The sequence below is a fragment of the Bacillus cereus group sp. TH152-1LC genome, assembly GCF_027710505.1.
GTDB lineage: Bacteria > Bacillota > Bacilli > Bacillales > Bacillaceae_G > Bacillus_A > Bacillus_A mobilis.
Genome location: NZ_JAQFNK010000022.1, coordinates 14,783 through 33,973 on the forward strand (window position 1 = coordinate 14,783; position 19,191 = coordinate 33,973).

Here is a 19,191-nt window from a genome sequence, read left to right on the forward strand (position 1 = left end):
TGTTCTCATTCTATTATACATCTTTACGCTTCTATCTTGTACTCATACACTCCGCGGCAAATTACTTCCGCTGGTCCTTTCATTAACACATTGCCTTCTTCTGTCCATGCAATCATTAAATCGCCACCAGCTAAATGAACTGTAATTTCCTTACCACGTTCCATCTTTCCATTTAAAATAGAGGCTACAACCGCAGCACACGCCCCTGTTCCGCAAGCTTGTGTTACACCAGATCCTCGTTCCCAAACGCGGAAGTTCATTTCTTCCTCATTCAAAATCTCGATGAATTCAACATTTACTCGCTCTGGGAACATTTCATGTGTCTCAAGGACTGGACCAAGTGTTGTAAGAGGTGCTTGTTCTACATCATCCACAAAAATAACCGCATGCGGATTCCCCATTGAAACAGCTGTAAATGCATAACGATGATTATTGTATAAGAAGTTTTCACGAATAAATGGTGTTTCACCTTCACCAAGCATCGGTATTTCTTCACGTGTTAAACGCGGTGCTCCCATATCGATTTTCGCCAATGTAACTTTTCCTTCTTCTACTGTTACTTCCGCCGTTACAATACCAGCTAACGTTTCAATTGTGAAAAATGTTTCTTCTACTAGTTTATGCTCATACGCATATTTCGCTACGCAGCGTAAACCGTTACCGCAGCTCTTTCCTTCTGATCCATCATTATTAAACATGCGCATTTTCACCGGAGCTACGTCAGATGGACAAATTAAAATCATTCCATCTGCTCCAATACCAGTATTAATATTTGAAACCTTTTCCGCCACAAGAGCTAAATCTTCTTCCGGAATTTGTTCTTCAAACATATTTACATATATATAACTATTGCCAAGACCATGCATTTTTGTAAAAGAAAATTGGCTCATTTGTATTCACTCCAAAAATAATTTGTTATTTCAAGTATAAAATGCATGCTTTTAGAACACAATATGAATGTCCCCCGTTTCTCATATTTGACAACATTTGGCGGTGAGCCATTCTTGCACAAATTGTGTAAGAAAAAAGCCCTTCTAAAAGGGCCTTTTTTTATTTATATTCAGTATTATCCTCCCCTGCTAAATAGGATTTTATCTAATAGAAAAAGAAAAAGGTGCTGCCGATTGCAACACCTTAAAACATTGGATTTTCATCCAAATAATCATATACATTATTGACTAGTTCTTCTACTGTAGCACCTTGTACTACTTCACCATTTACAAGTGCAAACGGTCCTTCAAAACAAATGCCACAATATCCTAAACAACCATACTCCATTACATCTAAATTCGGATCTTTTTCTAATTTCTCTAAAGCTGCTTGTGAACCACTCGCAAGGTTACCTACACAAAATTCAATTAATGGTTTAATCAAAATTCTCCCCCCTGTACTACAAAACAAATTACCTTCTGACTATCTATAAGAAGAAAACTAAGCTGTCTCTTGTTGTTTTTGTTATACATCCTAAACTATTTAGTTACTTCACTATTTCACTTCAAAGTAGATGGTCTTATTTTATATAACATGATACTTGCAATGAAATGGTAACTAAAAAGGCAAAACAGTTTACTTTACTTTTCTTCTTATTGTACAACAGAGTATTCATTCATGCATTGTTATTTGTTCACAAATTCGATATAATTTGATTGAGTAAAGTCAAAATATTTTATTAATATAAAATTGTATGATTAGGGGATATTTCAACAGAAAAGGGGTAATCCATCATGAAACACCTCGTAATACTAGGTGGCGGCTACGGTGGAATGAGAATTCTGCAGCGGCTACTTCCAAGCAACCAACTTCCAGATGATGTACAAGTGACATTAATCGACAAAGTACCATATCATTGCTTCAAAACTGAATATTATGCATTAGTTGCGGGTACTATTTCAGAAACGCATATTCGTATACCGTTTCCCGAGCACCCACGCCTCAATATTCAATACGGCACAATAACAAATATTGATCTCGAAGAAAAAGCTGTTCATCTCGATGGCGGCGAAGCGATCTCATATGATGATTTAATTATCGGTCTTGGCTGTGAGGATAAATATCATAACGTTCCTGGGGCGAAGGAATATACACATAGCCTACAATCGATTGAACAAACTCGTAAGACATATGAACAATTAAATAGTCTAGAACCAAATGCAACAGTAGCTGTCGTTGGCGCTGGATTAAGTGGCGTTGAAGTTGCAAGTGAACTTCGCGAAAGCCGTTCTGATTTAAAAATTCACTTATTTGATCGAAAAGATAGGATTCTATTCCCATATCCAGAGAAATTAAGTAGATACGTAGAAGAATGGTTCGTAAAACATAAAGTTACTATTATAAGAAACTCTAACATTACAAAAGTAGAACCAAATATTGTGTACAACCACGATGAACCACTTGAATGTGATGCAATCGTCTGGACAGCTGGTATTCAAGCAAATGAAGTTGTTCGAAACCTTCCAGTTGAACAAGATGGTAGCGGACGGGTTGTTTTAACAAAATATCACAATATTCCGAATAACGAGCACGTGTATGTTGTAGGAGATTGTGCAGCACTTCCACACGCACCATCTGCCCAACTTGCTGAAGGTCAAGGAGAACAAATTGTCCAAATATTATTAAAACGTTGGAATAATGAACCACTTCCTGACGAACTACCTGTAATTAAATTAAAAGGTGTTCTCGGTTCTCTTGGGAAGAAGCACGGCTTCGGTTTACTAGCAAACCAACCATTAATGGGACGTGTACCGAGATTATTAAAATCCGGTCTTCTTTGGATGTACAAGTATCATAAAGGTTAATACTTTACAGGCTGTCTACTAAGCAGGCAGCCTCTTTTATTCGTTAACATATAATTATCAGACACATCTTTCTCAATATGAATAATGATTTTTTTCATTTTTATATTAAAAACTATCGATAAACAGTGTATGCTATTTATAAGTTGTTTTATTTCCTTTAAGACCGAATTCATTCGGTCTTATTTTTTGTGTTGTAAATACTTTTACAGGAGGCATTCCATTTTACTTATGAACGTAACGAAACTAAACGATCGAATAGAAGCGAAGAAGAAAGAATTGATCTATCTCGTTGAAAAGTACGGATTCACTCATGATAAAGTGATTTCTTTCAGCCAAGAATTAGATCGTTTACTTAACTTATTAATAGAACTTAAGACGAAGAAAAAACGTTGCCCTTTATAACCGTTATCCTCCCTTTTTTGATACGATATAACTAGAATCAGAAAGGAGCCATCTATGTTTATATTAAAAGACGTTACATACAAAGATATACTACACATTCCTTATTTACAGATTCAAAAAGAAAAAATCACATGTATTATCGGTGAGAGTGGGAGCGGAAAAAGTACATTGCTCCGCATGCTAAATGATTTGCAATCTCCAACATCCGGTACAATTGAATACAACGGAAAGCTGATTTCTGATTATCCTCCTATTCAATTACGACGTGACGTAGTCATGCTTGGGCAAACGCCACCTATTTTTGATGGAACGATTAAAGACAATCTATTAATGGGACTTCGTCTTTCTGAAAAACCATTTCCAAATGATGATATTTTGCGAGGCGCACTAACGACTGTTAGCTTAGAAAAAAATTTAGAAGACAACGCCGATTCATTATCAGGCGGGGAAAAACAACGACTTGCTTTTGCACGTATCGTACTTATGGATCCACCTGTTTATTTATTAGATGAACCAACCTCGGCACTAGATAGCGATACAGAACGCCGCGTTATGAAACAATTTACTATGCTAGCAAGAGAAAAGAAAAAAACAGTTATCTTCATTACACACTCACAACAACTTCCAGAAGAAATTGCAGACGATATTATTGAACTTAGTAAAACAAACGGTGCAACTAGAAAGGAAGTGCTCTCAATTGAAGGGCGTTATTGAACTCCAAATTTGGCAACTTGCCGCTGCATATATTTTTATTCTTATTTTAATTGGACTTGTAAAATTAAAAGGAATACCGCGTGAGAAACAAATTGCGCTCGCAACATTCCGTATGACGATTCAGCTCGTACTTGTTGCCTATGTCCTGACATACGTATTTGAAAATAGTAATCCATTTTATACAATTGCTCTCATTACTTCTATTACTACCTTTGCAATTTTTAATATTTATAAACGAGTTAACATCCCAATGTCAAAAGACTTAAAACGAGTAGCCGCTCTTTCCATGGTTGCCGGATCAATTGGGCCACTTCTACTATTTATCTTTGTTATTATCGGGCACGATCCTTGGTATGCGCCGCAATACATCGTTCCGATTACGGGAATGTTAGTCGGGAATGCGATGACAGGTGTTTCTCTCGGTGCAAATACGTTCTTAAACAATATGAAATCGCAAAGAGGCCAAATTGAAGGTGCCCTTATGCTCGGCGCAGCACCGAAAGAAGCCGCCGCTCCTCTCATCCGTGACGCTTTTGACTCTGCTATTTTACCAACGATTAATTCTATGGTAGGAATGGGGATTATAAGCTTACCAGGCATGATGACTGGTCAAATCTTATCTGGTGTATCACCATTTACAGCTATTCAATATCAAATTGCTATCATACTTGGTATTTCAGGAAGCACTGCCTTTGCTGTTATTATCTTCTTACAGCTTGGATATAAAACATTCTTTAATAAGCGGTGTCAGTTGAAAGAGATTGACTATAGTGCGAGGTAAATCATGCTCTGTTCATCGTAAATGAAATTATATCGACTTACCGACCAAAAATGACAATAAAAAAAGAGGAGGCTACTCGCCTCCTCTTTTTACTTACGCCTTCTTAACGAATTGTGATTTTAACTTCATAGCTCCGAAACCGTCGATTTTACAATCAATATCGTGATCGCCATCAACTAGACGGATACTCTTTACTTTCGTACCGATCTTCACAACTGAAGAAGTCCCTTTTACTTTTAAATCTTTAATAACAGTAACAGCATCGCCGTCTTGAAGAACGTTTCCGTTCGCATCTTTTACAACTTTTGCACCATCATTATTTTCAGCTTCTGCTTCTTGGCCCCACTCATGAGCACATTCTGGACATACGAAAAGAACGCCATCCTCATACGTATATTCTGAATTACATTTTGGACAATTTGGTAAAGTAGCCATAAATTCATTTCCTCCGTTCATTATTTATACGTAAAAATCAAAATTGATGTTTACATCTCGATAAATAAAATTTGTATAGCATTTCTTTATAGTGCCACAGTCTTACGTTATTGACAAGCCTACCTCAAATTCTCATTTTTTATTGTATTTTACAAATTTTCAATTCGTATGGTGTTTTGTATTCACATTTTTCGATAATTAGTTTATTCGACGTGTACTTCTTCCATCCAGCTGCTTGTCTTGGATTTCACTACTATTAAGTGCTCATTTTCCCATTTTAGTTTTCCTAAAAATCTAGAATAGACTACTGCATTCCCTACTTCTTCTACGAGTAATTTATTTACTACCCTTAGCCCTTTATCGTTATACACTTCACACATTAGCTGGAATCCTTCCGAACGATGAATTCCTTTTAATATAGCCGTTTTCTTTCGGCTTGGGCTTTTCCTAGGCGTTTTATCCACTAAAAACACAATCTCGTAATTCTCTTTCTCTATTTCTTGAAGTGCTTCATTCACATACTCTTTAATCATTTCTAATGATATTTTTGAATGTTTTTCAATAGCTGGTACGACATAGAGATGAACCAACTCACAAAAATGCTTATATTTATCCTCAACTGATTCCAAATTTAAAAATTGCATATAATCATAAGGCACGAATATACGAATCTTCTCCAGAGCCTCCTGTAGTTCATAAGAAATATCTTCATTAGGGTTTGCTAGGCAATATATATCTATATTTTCTACAGTTTCTAATCCAAGATCCAAGCTACTTAACTTCTTCGAAAAAATTAATTCAAAAATTCTCATTTCATGTAATCGATTATAATGTTTTTTAGGACGTTTCTTAGCCCAATCATAAAAATGAACATCTATCATACTACCTTTTCCTCCTACTATTATTTGTTTTTCTAATATATAAAAAGAAGAACCTTCACAAGATTCTTCTTTTCAAAATGAACGAGTTTTCACTAGAAACTCCAACTATTTTCTTCAATATAAAATTGATACTCTTCCAACTCTTCTTCACTTAACTTCTTATTATTCTCATATACTTCTTGCCATTCAAAATAGTCTTCACTAAAATAAACAGCAAATTTTATTTTCACGTTTTTCTTCTCTGTATAATCATAACCAGTAAATTCTACTACATCATAATCTTTTTCTTTCTTTACAAGCTTCCACGTTGGATTATCCGTCATAATCTCTAAAGTAACACCTTCATCACTTGTACGAACAACATTTTTAATGTTCGGCTCAGTTGGTAAAAAGGAGAGTCCAAACATAGCTCCGCCAAATATTAGCGTCACTATAACTTGTAAACCAATCATACCAGCAAAACTAGCGCCACCCTTTGATTGTAAGTAATACGCCTTCTCATGATCAGGCATATTTTCTTCCTTATGTAAAATACGGACAGCGTGCTTATAGTATAAACGGTTTCCTTGCCATCCAGTAAATATCATCATTCCTAATTGAAAAACTAAACTAATTGATAAAAAAATCCCATCTGGAATGTCTATAAAAGGCGGTATAAGTATACTAGGAACCGATAATAACATAAGTATAATAAACAACTTATACATTTTACGATAAGCTAACCACAAAGGTGGGAAGAAAAAGGCTACCCAATTCCACGTATTTCTTTGCGCTGGATTTTCTACTTTCCCCCACTTAAAGTCATAATACGCCGTATTCTTTTGAACAACTGTATGTAACTGTTGCGGAGAAATTGATTCTTGTAAAACAGTTTCCTTCACGTACATCATCCTTTTCTTATTTCTACATACGTGTATTTTATCGAAATAAAAATAAGTATTCTAACAAAAAGTACATATATTTCATAAAAATAAACAGAATTCGAATATATTCCGACAATTACCTCTTTATTATTCTATTTTACTTTAAAATATATTAGAATACTTATGAATGATACGTTTAATACACTAAGTTAATCATTTTGTACATTTGATAATAAAAATGTTTCACATGAAACTATCTATATTTTGTACTACCTTGCCTCTACACAGTACATGTAAATCCATTTCTACAAAATACGAAAGACGCCCTTTTCAAAAAGCCGTCTTTTTACAATTGAAAATTTACTAATATAAAAAATGCATTATTTAATAAATGAATCCCCCATGGGACGAGTAAGTTATTTGTTTTCTTATACGTATAAGCTAAACATATACCGCCACCAAAAATATATAAAACACTCCCTACTGTAAGGGGATGACCTAAAGTAAATATAGAAGCACTTATAACGGCACTACTAAATATAGAGAAGCGCTGAGATAATTTCATAAAAAACATACCTCGGAATACAAGCTCTTCCCAAATCGGTGCAAAAACAGTGAGTACAACTACATATAAAATAATTTCATTTTTAGTAGGTTCTATTACTATATTAGGTTCGTCCACACGAAGTCCATGTGGTAAAACTAAATTTAATACCGCAAGATATATAAGCAGTACGATCATCGTCATTACTATCGTTACATAATGCTTAAAATTATTGAACTGTATTGATTTTACTAACTGCACACAGTAATTTCTTGCTGGTGCATATATTAAAATAATAGTAAGAAATGTTAAAGGTGGAATAAGATGATCTACATACCATGGATATAAGGAAGAGTCGAATAAAAGGTTCAAAAAGCCCATTCCATACATTACCCCAAAAATAATTATTATCATGCTAATTACTTTGAACATACTCATTTGTACATTCTTTTCTTCATAAGTAGCTAATTCTGTATTCATCCTATCTCCTCCAGTATAATTAAACCTTTTAAACCATTATATACCAATACCGACACAAAAACAGACGATACAATCTAATGTATCGTCTGTTTTTCCCTACCATTTCTCTCTACATATTTCAATTAAATGCAGTAAGTACTTCCTCGTCGTATCTGCTCTTCTCCATCTTGAGAGCATTCGCTTTTCTTTTGGATTCTGCCTTATTCTAGCTACTTCTTTTAATAAAAGCTCCCATTCTTCCCCCGAACGTTCTGACAAGTAGTGCAACCCTCTATCTTTTGAAACGATTGTTTTATGATCTAGTGTATATAAAATACGGCCCATCGTAACGACTGCTGATTCTACCCACTCTTCTATAAAAAATAAATATGGTTGCTTCGCCTTTTCACTCCAGTACTGTTCTACGTTGTATTTCATCGTATTGACTACATCATCCCACCTTATTTGAAACAGAAGATCTTCCGCTTCTTTCCCGGTAACTGTAATACCTTGATTTTTCAATGTCCACCATGTGACCGCATTAATATCCCAATGACCTACATTCGCTTTACCATCTGCACAATACACGTACTCATTCATTTCATCATTGTATTTCCCTAAATCAGCAAGCGGAATATACATACCGTCCATTCTTTGGCCTAACGTACTATTACTAAGTTTCTTATGAAGTTCTACCAGTTGCTGTTTTTCAGCTTCATTCGCGGAATCACTTATTACTGTAACAAAATCAACATCGCTCGTTTCTGCATGAAATGCACCGAGTGCGATGGAGCCATAAATATATACCCCGACTATTTTTTCGTCTAAAAAAATTTCTTTTAATTCTACTGTGTACTGCTCCATTAACTGTTGTACTTCCGTTGGTAACGCATGCTTCACTCCATTTTTCACATCTATCCCTCCATTAAAAAAAGCCTTTGCAAATTCGCAAAGGCTTCCTGCTTTATAAATATTTCTCGATTTCTTCGTAAACATCCTTCAAACGAGGATTTCCTTCTCCAACAATTTCTCCATTTACAAGAACAACTGGATAAAATAAATCTTCCTCCACTACGCGCTCTGCGAATGCTTTTTTATCTTCATCTTCCTGTTCTTCTTGAAAATCAATATACTCGAAATTAAATTTATTTTCTTGTCCTTCATATTTACGACCAATCGCCGCTTGTAACCACTCAAACGTTTCTGTTGAAGATGGCATTCCAACGCAGCTCGCACAAATTACTTTCGTCCCATACACTTGCACATTAACCATTTCTTCTCCCCCGCCTCTTGTTTCAACAGCATATTAAGATGTCTTATTACATAAGCACATCATTTTACAAACTTATTCCCTACCCCTATACTGAAAAAACACGATAAAATATTTCGACAATAAAACAAGAAGAGAAAAAATAGATTTTCCCCTCTATCTTGATTATAATAAAACTGATGAAAGGAGTCGATAAAAATGGAAAACCCACATATGGAAGAACAAGTATTAGAAGTATTAGATAAATTACGTCCATTCTTACTTCGCGATGGCGGAGACGTTGAATTAGTAGACATTGAAGAAGGTATCGTAAAATTACGCCTTATGGGTGCTTGCGGAAGCTGCCCAAGTTCTACAATCACACTAAAAGCTGGTATCGAACGCGCATTACTAGAAGAAGTACCAGGCGTTATTGAAGTAGAACAAGTATTTTAATTAAAAGCGGAAGCGGCTCGTTCAGAACAGGAGGTCATTGGAGCTCCTTCCTGCGAGGCGCTTTTTGCCTCGCAGGAAGGCGCGAAATGGCCGACTGTTCTAGCCGCTGGAGCTGGATATTAATCTAAAAGCGGAAGCGGCTCGTTCAGAATCGCTTCCTAGAGAGAGACCCAAATGGGTCTCTTTTTTTATTCAAATAGCACTTCTCCTTTAACATCATAAAACAAAATTGGAAATCCTTCTCAAAAAGTGAGATAATTAATACTATAGAATCGTTCACACATATAAAAGTAAAAAACATAGGGGGACGACACATGCCAAGAATGGGGAACACTTTTTTAACAATTCAAGAACTAGAGAAGAAAAAAGAATATTTATTAGACCTGTCATCTGTTATACCAACATGGAATGCGAGCTATCAATTTTTATTTAAAGAAATCCAGCAAGAATTATTGAGTAAAGTAAATGAAAAAATCGAACAACATCAATTCATTTTAAATATATGTGCAGATCAACAGGTAGGGGCATAATGTATTACATACAATTGTAGTATAAAAAAAGAGACCTCAATCGGTCTCTTTTTTATTTTAAGATAGCCAATCTAATTTTTTAATCCCTAACTTATCAACTGGTAAACGAAGTGAGCCATAAAAGTGCTTCATAAATTGCTCAGAGCGGTTCACATCGTGTAAAATGGCTTCTAAGCGATCTCTATATATGCTTTTTTGTTCTTCGTTTCCAGTTTGGTAATATCGTTCGACTGTTTCAAAGTAGTGAAGTGGGAACAGGAGCCTTGCAAATAATAAGCGCCAACCAAATGAGGATAGCGAATAATTTCGTTCATAGTCTGTAACAAATTGAACGATTGTTTGCTCCCAGTCTTTCTTTTTTTCTATCATCATATAGCGGATTAATTCTGCCATATCTCGAGTTGGGTGATCATACACCCAGTCAAAAGGAAGTTTGAGGCGCTTCGTTTGATGCCATAATAAGGGTGTGAATCGTTCTTGGCAAATTGTTGCCGCATCAGTCATTTGCGGCGTATCATCCATCTCTGTATCGACAACATACTGGATCGCATTTTCTGCAACTCCTAAGTAATACGGGAAGGATTCAATAAACAATTGATCGAATACGTCTGTAGGGTGGTTCATCACTTGTGATTGCCAAAACTTTTCTAATTGATCGAGCCTTTTTTCCCATAACGCTTTCCATTCACCAATGCGGCTTAATTGCTCGATTTCTTCTGGAAAGAATGCTCCTCGTTTATGGAATATAGAAAGCTCACTTCCTAATGATGTAGCATGTCGTTCTAACGCACGCATACCTTTTAATAAGCAGTAATTTTGTTCTTCTATCTCACATACATAGTAGCCGTGTATAGTCGGAACGAAAGTCGCTACAGTTATATCCCCTTGCTGGTTCATATAGTCACTGAGCTTTTTCATCTCTACAAGTACTTCTTCCTCCATTTCTCCAATTGGAACAAGTACATAAATTTTGTTGCGAATCCAAAAGCTTTTATAGGGGCCAAGGGGGATTAATTCTTTAACATGCATGTGATAATGCTCATAAATATGATGAATCATCGCAGTCGCCACCTATGGTTTTTCTTTATATATATGAGCTTGTGCTCGCCTTTCATTCCTATGCACATGATAAAGCAACGAAACGTATACAAATACTAAAAAGAAAAAAAGGTGATAAACATGAAAGAATCAAATCAACTACAAGAAAGAGCATTACAACTATTACAAGAGCGCGGTGTAACAATTGACGATATTGCTGAGCTTGTTCATTTTCTCCAAAAAAAATATCATCCAAATTTAGAGATGTCAGAATGCCGTTATAACGTTGAGCGTGTATTATCAAAACGTGAAGTACAAAACGCACTAATTACTGGTATCGAACTCGATGTTCTTGCTGAAAAAGGAATGTTAAGTGAGCCGTTACAAGATATCGTAAAACGTGATGAAGGCTTATACGGAATTGATGAAGTGATCGCACTTTCTATCGTTAATGTGTACGGCTCTATCGGTTTCACGAACTTTGGATATATCGATAAATTAAAACCTGGTATTTTAGAATACTTAAATGATAAATCAACTGGAAAGGTGCATACATTCCTTGATGATATCGTTGGCGGAATCGCTGCCGCTACTTCAAGCCGTTTAGCGCACCGAGCTGATCATTCGGAGTAAAATACGAGAGACCGTCAGTTTCATACTGACGGTCTTTCATATTCCATAATCATAAATTCTCTTCCGCGACTCAAAAAAATAGGACCTTGCTGAAAACCTATGTTTTTATATAGCGTAATCGCTCTTGTATTAAATGTCGCTACACTAAGTCGAAACGTCTTCGGCTTATATTCTTTCGCTGCAAAGGCTATCCCAGCTTGAAAAAACAGATTTCCCAGCCCTTTCCCTGTTAACACTGGCTTCATGCCAAGTCCGATATCAATTACATCTTCTCCACCATATAAATGAGCATCTCTTCCCTCTGGCACTTGTGCATTTTCCCCAAAACAAAAATAGCCGATAAACTCTCCCTTATCGTCACAACAGCCATAATACGTCCCATCTAATAATTCTTCTATTACTTCTTCCTCACCTGAAAAACTATACAAATCATAAGGTTCCTCATACGCCCACGTATTTATCTCATTTGCTTCTTCTACCGTTAACTTATATATATCCATCCTTCTCTCCCCTTATCAAATATTCTATATATACTCATTCATTTTTCACACCTCATTTCCCTCCAATCGAAATATACATAATTGCATACGCACACCTATGAAACAAATGGTACAATTTTATTTGAATCGCTGTTGCTACACTTCTTGATCAAAGAAAAGGCGTTAAAACGGATATTAGCGCCTTATCAAACTCAAGCAATTGGCACATTTTGTCATCATGTAAAACACTCGAAAGAGTGTCTTTTTTTTATATCTCACGAGGACTTACTCATTTCAACATATAAACACATAAAATAATGTAACTCTTTACATGCATGAATCCTTTCCTCAAAGTTTTGAAGCAGATTCAAAATAAAAAAGCACTCTTGGCTAGAGTGCTTTTTACTTTCAAATAAGGAGGTTCCATAGTATGGATAGTACTCTCGTATTTAACTTCGGCATTGGGATTGTTATCATTTTATTTGTTTTCTTTGTTCTTTGTATGAGCGGGGTATAGCAATCTTTTATGCTGATAACTCCTTTAAAGTATCACTTAATCTAAACTTTCTTAATTGTAATGACGCAATTAATGCTGCCCCTGCTCCAAGCATCACGCTAGCTAGAGCCAGTATGGCAACTTGGTTATATGGAATAATAATAACTGTTAACTCTAAGCTTGATAACACGATATAGCTAAACAAAATCCCACCAAAAATGCCAATACAACCAGCTATCGCTCCAAGTAAAGTTCCCTCTAATAAAACAATCCGTCTCATTTGCTTCGGAATAGCTCCTACCGCACGAATCATACTAATTTCAGCGCGTCTTTCATGCAAACTTGCGACAATCGCATTCATTAATCCTATACCAGAAATAATGAAAACAATTACAACTAACAAGCGAATTAACATCATCATTTGCGATAATAGCTGCTCTTGTTCTTTCAATAAATCATAACTATTTATAACCTCTACATTCTCTTTATTATTTGTAATCTCTTTTACTCGCTTCTTAATCGCTTCAAATGATTGATTAGAATTTGTCATGATTTGAATCGCTTCATATCCTTGTACGTGAAACTTATCGCGAGCCCATTGTTCATTCACAAAAATATCCAAACTCCTTAGCCTTAATCCTTGCTCAATAATCGAAACGACTTTAATTGTTTGTTTTTCTTTCCCTTTTCCTTGTACGTCAACCGTATCATGCAACTGAAGCCCTAAATTTTTAGCCACTTCCTTCGTAATGACTCCCTCACCATCCTGTAATGGCTTATTTAAAGCTTGTCCTGCAATCACTTTCGCCTTTGTTACTTTCTGGTACGCTACAATATCGTTACCTACAACTTCCATTGAATCATAGTTCAAGTTATTTTTTTTCATAAATTCATACCATTCTTGATTCGCTTTTTTAAAGTCATAATTCACAAGCTTTGTGGTAAAGTCAGTAGCATTCCCAACACTCGATTCCACACCATCAATTTTTCTAACCTTCTCCATCCAACTAAACGGTAATGTTTCTATTCCTTGTGACTCTACCGGAATTCTTACTACTAAGTCCGCTGGTAAATGTTTTTGTAATCCTTTTTTCATACCTTCATACATAGAATTTACATACATCGTTCCAACAAGTGCTAACATAAAACCAAATGCTAATATAGCAACCGACACAGCTGCCTTGTTTCGATAACGAATGACATTCCGGCTACTAATCGTCGTTTCAATTCGTAATATCATTTGAAACGGTTTTGCAATCACTGGTGCTATCATACGAATAAATAACGGAATCGCCAATAACAAGCCGATCGCAAATAAAAGCGCTCCTATCGCACTTGGATTAAAACCGATATACTGCTCTAATATGCTACCCGTGAGTCCAATAACGGTACCAATGATTAAAATGCTAAGGCTAAAAGCACTCCATCTTTTTTCTTTTTTCTCATTACTAGGAAGACCAGGCCGAAGTGCTTGAACTGGTGGAATCTTTCTAACCATGAAAGCTGGTATAATGGCCCCTATGATAGACATAACAATCCCTAGTAAAAAGGTAATGAGTAAAATCTCACCTGAAATCGAGAATGATGCTTTCCCTGCGCCCTCAATATTCACCCATTTATTAATGAATGATGCAGCGATTGTTTGCGTACCTGCTCCAAGAATAACTCCTGCTAGCGATCCGATTGCTCCGATGCATAAAGCCTCTAATAAAACGACTACTATAATTTGGTTTGGGTTACTACCGAGCGCACGTAATAATGCCCACTGCTTAAATCGACTTCTAACAGATAAGAAGAAACTTCCCATTATTAAAAGAGCTACAACAAATAAAGCAATACCACCTAAACTAAAAATTAAAGGCTTCATTACATTTAGTCGTTCAAACGCCTTATCAACATAAGTACGTTGATCCACCTTTATATTTTCTATCGTCTTATTTACATCAAGAGCAATTGCTCTTTTCACATTTACATCGGCTGTTTTAACTTGAACGAGGTTAAATTGATTTGGTAGATTTAATTCTTTTTGAAGCCAATGAATTGGAAAATACGCACTATGCCCCATTGCTGCCATTAGCGGCGGATTTAAAATACCGACGACTTTCACAGTCTTTTCTCCATGTTGCGGGAATGGCAAAAGAATCGTATCTCCTACCCGTATATTTTCACGATCTGTATATCCTTTTGTCAGTGCTACTTCAGCCCCTTCTTTCGGATATCGACCTTCTAATATTTTATAAGAATGCATTTCTGGAGAATCTTGCTCCACACCCCAATAGGACGGTTTCCCCGATAACTCTTTATAATTTGGAAAAGGATATGGTATAAGTACTTTTGATATTTTTTCAGCATTTTCTAAGCCATCTATTCCTTTTAAACTTTCATTATTTAAATACATATCATTTTTTATATAACCAAATTGCAAATTATAATCTCCATACCGGCTTACTACTTGTTCTTTCACACTTTTCTCTACTGATTGATTGCCTAGTAATAACATCGTCGCTAACATAACACCTAAAGCTGCACCGAGAGCAATCAACATATTTCGCAGCCAATTTTGTTTCATTGATTTTACTGCATACTTAATTACCCATCGCATCACCTTTACCCCCTACTTTAAAGTGACGATTCATAATCTCTTGAATGTGAGTAACTTGTTGCGGGATATTTCGAAACTTCCACCCTTTACTTTCAGCATGTTCATGTATCACTTCACCATCTAATAAAAAAACAACTTTATCCGCATGGGCCGCTACGAACGGATCGTGCGTTACAATGACAGCTGTTTGTCCTAATTCATCACACGCATTGCGAAGTGCCGCAATTATATTTTTGCTATTTTCTGAATCTAATGCTCCTGTTGGTTCATCAGCTAATATAATAGCCGGCTCATTTGCAAAAGCTCTTGCAATCGCGACCCTTTGCTGTTGTCCGCCTGATAACTGTGCTGGTAAATGTTTTTCTTTTCCCTTCAATCCGACAAGTTCTAATAATCGCGTTGCTGTCACCGTTGCCTTCTTTTGCGAGACATTATCTAACAGTAAAGGTAATCCTACATTTTCCTCCGCACTAAATACTGGAATCAAATTAAACTGCTGAAAAATAAAACCGATTTTATGCCTTCTAAATAAAGCGAGCTCTTTTTCTTTTAATGTTGAAATCTCTGTACCATCAACTCGAATACTACCTACCGATGGAATATCTAATCCACCTAATAGCTGCAATAAAGTCGTTTTCCCTGAACCACTTGCCCCCATAATACAAACAAAATCTCCTTTTTGAATTTGAAGATTAATGCCTTTTAATATCTTGACTTTACTATCCCCAATATCAAATGATTTTTCTAACCTTTCAATTTCAATAATATTCATCCCCATATCCCCTTCTCTCTCTATTTACCAATTTATATATTCTATTTAGAATGCAAAATCCCTACTTTTTTGTATTTTTTTGTCACATACTAACATGTATCCCATATTAGCCAATTACATTTTCACTTTTTTCTCACGTCAGAAAAGTTGACTCTCGCAACAGAAGTAACCATAATGGTTACATAAATGAAAAAAACTATTCACATATCCACAAATAGGAGGAAGAACAATGAAACATGTAATCGTTTATGCACACCCAAATACAGAAAGCTTCAACCATGCGATTTTAGAAACGGTAAAAAGTGAATTAGAAGAAAAAGGTCATGAAGTACGCGTTCGCGACCTATACGAATTAAACTTCAATCCCGTATTAGGCGCTTCCGATTTCATCTCATTTTCTCAAGGAAACATACCAGAAGATATTAAAGAAGAGCAAGAGCATATCTCTTGGGCTGATAGCATTACATTTATTTATCCAGTTTGGTGGGCGGGACTCCCTGCTATTTTAAAAGGATACGTTGACCGTGTATTTAGCCACGGCTTCGCTTATGCTTATGGTGAAAATGGTATTGAAAAGTTATTAAGCGGTAAAAAAGGCTTATTATTATCTACAATGGGAAATACGAAAGAAGTATACACAGCAGGCGGTATGTTTGACGCAATGAAGAAAACATCGGATGTTGGTATTTTTGAATTTACGGGCATTGAAACCATTGAACATTCATTCTATACAAGTGTTCCTTCTGTGGATGATAATGTGCGTAAACAATATCTTGAAGAAGTAAAAGCAGTAGTAAATCGTGCGTTTTAAATACAATGATAGCGGCGATTTTTAAGTTATCTCGACGCTATCCACAACTGAATAAAAAAAGCTGTTCCACAGTTCGGAACAGCTTTTTTTCATTACATCTTCTCAATCCACTCCGTCAAGTTATGCACAACTTGCGTTGGTTGTACTTCATATTCTGTTAACTTCTCCACAGTTGTGACTCCAGTGTGGACAAGAAGCGTATGCATGCCAGCATTTACTCCCGCTAAAATGTCTGTATCGTAGTTATCCCCAACCATTAATGCTTCATCTTTTCCCACACCAAGCACTTTTAACGCTTGTTCCATAATGATTGATTCTGGTTTTCCGATAAAGATTGGATCCACACCTGTTGATACTGCTACAACTGATGTTAATGAACCGTTACCTGGTAATAATCCGCGCTCAGTCGGAATGGCAATGTCTCCATTTGTAGAAATAAATGTTGCGCCGTTACGTACAGCAAGACAAGCTTTTGCTAATTTTTCATATGTGATGTCACGATCTAAACCGACAACAACGAAATCAGGATTTTCATCCACAAGTTCAAATCCTTTTTCCACAAGTGCATCATGTAAGCCCTCTTCACCAATCATATAAACAGTTGCGTCTTGTTTACGTTCATAAATGAAGTTCGCAGTCGCCATACTCGTTGTGAATACTTGCTCTGCTTTCGCTGGAATATCGAAACGAACAAGTTTTTCTGCCACTTGTTCTGGTTTACGCGTTGAGTTATTCGTAACGAATAAATAAGGAATGCCGCGCTCTCCTAATGCTTTTACGAAGTCGCTCGCTTCTTCAATTTGTTCTTCTCCGCGATACATCGTACCGTCTAAGTCAATTAAGTAACCTTTATACATCATTATGTCTCTCCTTCTATGCTAACGTTCTCACCTATCATACCACTCTTATATTACCCGCTTTTTCCAAAGAAAAAAACGCTTTACCTTAAAGCGCCCCATAACGTTCATTTTTTCTCTTTTACTTGGTAAGAACAACTACAATCGCCCTCACACATGTTTGCTAACGTCTTTACATCTGCTCCTGTAAATAAACGATTATACATCTCTTTTTCATCTTCACATACTTGCGGGAATCTCTCTGCGATTTCCTTTAACGGACAATTTTGTTTTTCAATTACAAAAGAGTTTTCTCCATCTCTCTTTATTTGAACCATATAACCATTTTTCTCTTGCATAGCTGCTATCTCTTGCACTTTATATGCTAAATTCTTTTGATTACTCACTCGCTTTTGCAACTGTTCTTCCATTCGCTTCGTTCTCTCTTTTAAAACGTAACGAAGTATTTTTTCATCACCCATTCGAGCTAAATCTTCTAGCATATCAATCGCAAATTGCTTATACTCCTTCGGGAATGTATCCTCTCCCTTTTCGCTTAATCCATACAAATAAGTTGGTCTTCCGACATGTTGTCTTACCATCTTGGAATAAATGAAACCATCTTTCTCAAGATTACTTAAATGTCTTCGGATCGCCATTTCGGTAATCTCTAAAACGTCAGCTAGTTCTGCTACTGTGTGCTCTCCCTTTACTTTCAACAATTGGACAATTTCATCTTTCGTCGTACGTGCTTCCCCCATGCTTAACCCTTCTCCCTTTTCCCTTACTTTCTCACATACAATATAAGATCCCCAAAAAGGCACCTTGGGGATCTTATAAGCATAATTATTCTGGTACAAATGCAGATACAGGTCCTAATTCCTTCTCTAAATAACTGCGAATATTTGCTGGGTATTTCTCTACCACTGCAATATGTTTTTGAATCGTCTTATATAATTCATCATGATTCATTTGAATATAATCTTGCGTAAGCATTTTTCGAAGAAGAATCACTTCTTTCATGCCTTGTCCTTCTTCTGCACTTATCACTCGCTCGTCCATCAAAATGTCGATAATATCTTCATAACTTCCTGGATCGCGCATAATAAATCCATCAATCATCGCATTCCCTACATCTAATACACTATCAATAATTAGATGAGTTATACGTTCTAATGCGTAAAATTCAAACTCGGTTTCATATATCTTTTTCTCTTGAAATGTACTTGTTGCTCGTTCTAAACATACTAGCATTTGTTCTATTTTCTTTCTGTCTACAAAATACATGAATGTCACCTACCTGGAAATTAAAGCATTTACATTTTAATTGTAACGCTTTCTTCTGAAAAAATCGACAATTTTTCGAATTCACCTTTTCTCCGTTATTTGTTATAGTTATATTTGTATGATTTTTG

23 protein-coding genes are annotated in these 19,191 nt (G+C 36.0%); 8 read left to right on the top strand and 15 right to left on the bottom strand.

The annotated features are described in order from the left end of the window. Positions 1–23 precede the first annotated feature (23 nt). Complete coding sequence (gene dapF, locus PDL00_RS28575; protein WP_242256882.1) at positions 24–890, bottom strand: diaminopimelate epimerase; 867 nt, start codon at positions 888–890, stop codon at positions 24–26. A gap of 244 nt (positions 891–1,134) precedes the next feature. Next, the gene (locus tag PDL00_RS28580; RefSeq protein ID WP_000595025.1) at positions 1,135–1,374 is read right to left on the bottom strand and encodes a YuzB family protein; all 240 of its coding nucleotides are present in this window, start codon (positions 1,372–1,374) and stop codon (positions 1,135–1,137) included. A gap of 350 nt (positions 1,375–1,724) precedes the next feature. Here PDL00_RS28580 and PDL00_RS28585 point away from each other — a divergent pair, with 350 nt between their 5' ends. The 4 genes from PDL00_RS28585 to PDL00_RS28600 all read left to right on the top strand — a co-directional run bounded on the left by PDL00_RS28585 (position 1,725) and on the right by PDL00_RS28600 (position 4,692). After that, complete coding sequence (locus PDL00_RS28585; RefSeq protein ID WP_071724908.1) at positions 1,725–2,795, top strand: NAD(P)/FAD-dependent oxidoreductase; 1,071 nt, start codon at positions 1,725–1,727, stop codon at positions 2,793–2,795. 228 nt (positions 2,796–3,023) lie between these two features. After that, positions 3,024–3,197, top strand: a complete 174-nt coding sequence (locus PDL00_RS28590; protein WP_270732855.1) for an aspartyl-phosphate phosphatase Spo0E family protein — start codon at positions 3,024–3,026, stop codon at positions 3,195–3,197. Between the two features lie 54 nt (positions 3,198–3,251). Continuing rightward, complete coding sequence (locus PDL00_RS28595; protein WP_270732858.1) at positions 3,252–3,911, top strand: ABC transporter ATP-binding protein; 660 nt, start codon at positions 3,252–3,254, stop codon at positions 3,909–3,911. Then, positions 3,895–4,692, top strand: coding sequence for an ABC transporter permease (locus PDL00_RS28600; RefSeq protein WP_270732861.1), 798 nt, complete (start codon positions 3,895–3,897; stop codon positions 4,690–4,692). The genes PDL00_RS28595 and PDL00_RS28600 overlap by 17 nt, the downstream gene beginning before the upstream one ends. A gap of 93 nt (positions 4,693–4,785) precedes the next feature. Here PDL00_RS28600 and phnA read toward each other — a convergent pair whose 3' ends face one another. The 6 genes from phnA to PDL00_RS28630 all read right to left on the bottom strand — a co-directional run bounded on the left by phnA (position 4,786) and on the right by PDL00_RS28630 (position 9,147). Beyond that, positions 4,786–5,127: an alkylphosphonate utilization operon protein PhnA gene (phnA, locus tag PDL00_RS28605; RefSeq protein ID WP_000212737.1), complete on the bottom strand. Its 342-nt coding sequence runs from the start codon at positions 5,125–5,127 to the stop codon at positions 4,786–4,788. A gap of 203 nt (positions 5,128–5,330) precedes the next feature. Further along, positions 5,331–6,008 (bottom strand): hypothetical protein, encoded by a 678-nt coding sequence (locus PDL00_RS28610; protein WP_270732863.1) that lies wholly within the window; start codon positions 6,006–6,008, stop codon positions 5,331–5,333. Between the two features lie 92 nt (positions 6,009–6,100). Continuing rightward, complete coding sequence (locus tag PDL00_RS28615; protein WP_270732865.1) at positions 6,101–6,895, bottom strand: DUF2628 domain-containing protein; 795 nt, start codon at positions 6,893–6,895, stop codon at positions 6,101–6,103. Between the two features lie 322 nt (positions 6,896–7,217). Then, on the bottom strand, positions 7,218–7,895 hold the full coding sequence (locus PDL00_RS28620) for a CPBP family intramembrane glutamic endopeptidase (RefSeq protein WP_242256872.1): 678 nt from the start codon (positions 7,893–7,895) through the stop codon (positions 7,218–7,220). A 96-nt stretch (positions 7,896–7,991) separates the two neighbouring features. Next, positions 7,992–8,870: a nucleotidyltransferase domain-containing protein gene (locus PDL00_RS28625; protein WP_270732871.1), complete on the bottom strand. Its 879-nt coding sequence runs from the start codon at positions 8,868–8,870 to the stop codon at positions 7,992–7,994. Next, positions 8,839–9,147, bottom strand: a complete 309-nt coding sequence (locus PDL00_RS28630; protein ID WP_000248590.1) for a YuzD family protein — start codon at positions 9,145–9,147, stop codon at positions 8,839–8,841. Before PDL00_RS28630 ends, PDL00_RS28625 begins: the two co-directional genes overlap by 32 nt. A gap of 195 nt (positions 9,148–9,342) precedes the next feature. On the opposite strand from PDL00_RS28630, the gene PDL00_RS28635 reads away from it, so the two are divergent. Continuing rightward, complete coding sequence (locus PDL00_RS28635) at positions 9,343–9,579, top strand: NifU family protein (protein ID WP_000431158.1); 237 nt, start codon at positions 9,343–9,345, stop codon at positions 9,577–9,579. 314 nt (positions 9,580–9,893) lie between these two features. Beyond that, positions 9,894–10,109 carry a hypothetical protein gene (locus tag PDL00_RS28640; protein ID WP_001137787.1) on the top strand — a complete coding sequence of 72 codons (216 nt, stop codon included), beginning with the start codon at positions 9,894–9,896 and terminating at the stop codon, positions 10,107–10,109. A gap of 57 nt (positions 10,110–10,166) precedes the next feature. Here the strand turns inward: PDL00_RS28640 and yutH are convergent, their stop codons facing one another. After that, complete coding sequence (gene yutH, locus PDL00_RS28645) at positions 10,167–11,168, bottom strand: spore coat putative kinase YutH (RefSeq protein WP_270732875.1); 1,002 nt, start codon at positions 11,166–11,168, stop codon at positions 10,167–10,169. A gap of 120 nt (positions 11,169–11,288) precedes the next feature. Between yutH and PDL00_RS28650 the strand changes: the two genes are divergently transcribed. Next, complete coding sequence (locus PDL00_RS28650; RefSeq protein WP_270732878.1) at positions 11,289–11,780, top strand: phosphatidylglycerophosphatase A family protein; 492 nt, start codon at positions 11,289–11,291, stop codon at positions 11,778–11,780. A 20-nt stretch (positions 11,781–11,800) separates the two neighbouring features. Here PDL00_RS28650 and PDL00_RS28655 read toward each other — a convergent pair whose 3' ends face one another. The 3 genes from PDL00_RS28655 to PDL00_RS28665 form a co-directional block, all read right to left on the bottom strand. Then, positions 11,801–12,280, bottom strand: a complete 480-nt coding sequence (locus PDL00_RS28655; RefSeq protein WP_270732881.1) for a GNAT family N-acetyltransferase — start codon at positions 12,278–12,280, stop codon at positions 11,801–11,803. 503 nt (positions 12,281–12,783) lie between these two features. Beyond that, positions 12,784–15,357, bottom strand: a complete 2,574-nt coding sequence (locus PDL00_RS28660) for an FtsX-like permease family protein (RefSeq protein WP_270732884.1) — start codon at positions 15,355–15,357, stop codon at positions 12,784–12,786. Next, a complete protein-coding gene (locus tag PDL00_RS28665) occupies positions 15,341–16,129 on the bottom strand; it encodes an ABC transporter ATP-binding protein (protein ID WP_001021173.1) in 789 nt (262 codons plus the stop codon). Before PDL00_RS28665 ends, PDL00_RS28660 begins: the two co-directional genes overlap by 17 nt. 229 nt (positions 16,130–16,358) lie before the next feature. Between PDL00_RS28665 and PDL00_RS28670 the strand changes: the two genes are divergently transcribed. After that, complete coding sequence (locus tag PDL00_RS28670) at positions 16,359–16,940, top strand: NAD(P)H-dependent oxidoreductase (protein ID WP_270732887.1); 582 nt, start codon at positions 16,359–16,361, stop codon at positions 16,938–16,940. A gap of 92 nt (positions 16,941–17,032) precedes the next feature. Here the strand turns inward: PDL00_RS28670 and PDL00_RS28675 are convergent, their stop codons facing one another. The 3 genes from PDL00_RS28675 to PDL00_RS28685 all read right to left on the bottom strand — a co-directional run bounded on the left by PDL00_RS28675 (position 17,033) and on the right by PDL00_RS28685 (position 19,063). Then, complete coding sequence (locus PDL00_RS28675) at positions 17,033–17,797, bottom strand: TIGR01457 family HAD-type hydrolase (protein WP_242256821.1); 765 nt, start codon at positions 17,795–17,797, stop codon at positions 17,033–17,035. 107 nt (positions 17,798–17,904) lie between these two features. Further along, on the bottom strand, positions 17,905–18,537 hold the full coding sequence (locus PDL00_RS28680; RefSeq protein ID WP_270732889.1) for a helix-turn-helix transcriptional regulator: 633 nt from the start codon (positions 18,535–18,537) through the stop codon (positions 17,905–17,907). Positions 18,538–18,622: 85 nt separating this feature from the next. Beyond that, complete coding sequence (locus PDL00_RS28685) at positions 18,623–19,063, bottom strand: DUF86 domain-containing protein (protein ID WP_061678031.1); 441 nt, start codon at positions 19,061–19,063, stop codon at positions 18,623–18,625. Positions 19,064–19,191 lie beyond the last annotated feature (128 nt).